Here is a 1759-nt window from a genome sequence, read left to right as displayed (position 1 = left end):
CGCTCTTTAACAATCGATCAGGTAATTCATGTGGGCGCTTGTCGGGATGTCGGTGACCAGTCACTGAAACATTCAAGGCAAGCGACTCGTCAAAGAGACGTTTGAACCTTGAGCCAGGTTTGGTTCCACCTTAGGAACTATCAGACTTTAAACTGAAGAGTTTGATCATGGCTCAGATTGAACGCTGGCGGCAGGCCTAACACATGCAAGTCGAGCGGAAACGATGGAGCTTGCTCCAGGCGTCGAGCGGCGGACGGGTGAGTAATGCATAGGAATCTGCCCGGTAGTGGGGGATAACCTGGGGAAACCCAGGCTAATACCGCATACGTCCTACGGGAGAAAGCAGGGGATCTTCGGACCTTGCGCTATCGGATGAGCCTATGTCGGATTAGCTTGTTGGTGAGGTAATGGCTCACCAAGGCGACGATCCGTAGCTGGTCTGAGAGGATGATCAGCCACATCGGGACTGAGACACGGCCCGAACTCCTACGGGAGGCAGCAGTGGGGAATATTGGACAATGGGCGAAAGCCTGATCCAGCCATGCCGCGTGTGTGAAGAAGGCTTTCGGGTTGTAAAGCACTTTCAGTGAGGAAGAAGGCCTTGGGGCTAATACCCCCGAGGAAGGACATCACTCACAGAAGAAGCACCGGCTAACTCCGTGCCAGCAGCCGCGGTAATACGGAGGGTGCGAGCGTTAATCGGAATTACTGGGCGTAAAGCGCGCGTAGGCGGCGTGATAAGCCGGTTGTGAAAGCCCCGGGCTCAACCTGGGAACGGCATCCGGAACTGTCAGGCTAGAGTGCAGGAGAGGAAGGTAGAATTCCCGGTGTAGCGGTGAAATGCGTAGAGATCGGGAGGAATACCAGTGGCGAAGGCGGCCTTCTGGACTGACACTGACGCTGAGGTGCGAAAGCGTGGGTAGCAAACAGGATTAGATACCCTGGTAGTCCACGCCGTAAACGATGTCGACTAGCCGTTGGGGTCCTTGAGACCTTTGTGGCGCAGTTAACGCGATAAGTCGACCGCCTGGGGAGTACGGCCGCAAGGTTAAAACTCAAATGAATTGACGGGGGCCCGCACAAGCGGTGGAGCATGTGGTTTAATTCGATGCAACGCGAAGAACCTTACCTACCCTTGACATCGTGCGAACTTTCCAGAGATGGATTGGTGCCTTCGGGAGCGCACAGACAGGTGCTGCATGGCTGTCGTCAGCTCGTGTTGTGAAATGTTGGGTTAAGTCCCGTAACGAGCGCAACCCTTGTCCCTATTTGCCAGCGATTCGGTCGGGAACTCTAGGGAGACTGCCGGTGACAAACCGGAGGAAGGTGGGGACGACGTCAAGTCATCATGGCCCTTACGGGTAGGGCTACACACGTGCTACAATGGCCGGTACAAAGGGTTGCGAAGCCGCGAGGTGGAGCTAATCCCGAAAAGCCGGTCTCAGTCCGGATCGGAGTCTGCAACTCGACTCCGTGAAGTCGGAATCGCTAGTAATCGTGAATCAGAATGTCACGGTGAATACGTTCCCGGGCCTTGTACACACCGCCCGTCACACCATGGGAGTGGACTGCACCAGAAGTGGTTAGCCTAACTTCGGAGGGCGATCACCACGGTGTGGTTCATGACTGGGGTGAAGTCGTAACAAGGTAGCCGTAGGGGAACCTGCGGCTGGATCACCTCCTTAAACGACCAGTCCCGGCACCCGGCAAGTGTCCACAATGAATTACCTGATCGAGCGAGCAAAGACTGTTTGGGTAT

The 1759-nt window shown here is 55.4% G+C and carries 1 rRNA gene; it reads left to right on the top strand.

What is annotated here, in order from left to right:
• Positions 1-149 precede the first annotated feature (149 nt).
• Positions 150-1685 (top strand): 16S ribosomal RNA (locus DFP85_RS18660).
• The last annotated feature ends 74 nt before the right edge of the window (positions 1686-1759 follow it).

The sequence above is a fragment of the Halomonas ventosae genome (assembly GCF_004363555.1).
Classification (GTDB): domain Bacteria; phylum Pseudomonadota; class Gammaproteobacteria; order Pseudomonadales; family Halomonadaceae; genus Halomonas; species Halomonas ventosae.
This window is presented reverse-complemented; position numbering and strand designations above follow the sequence as displayed.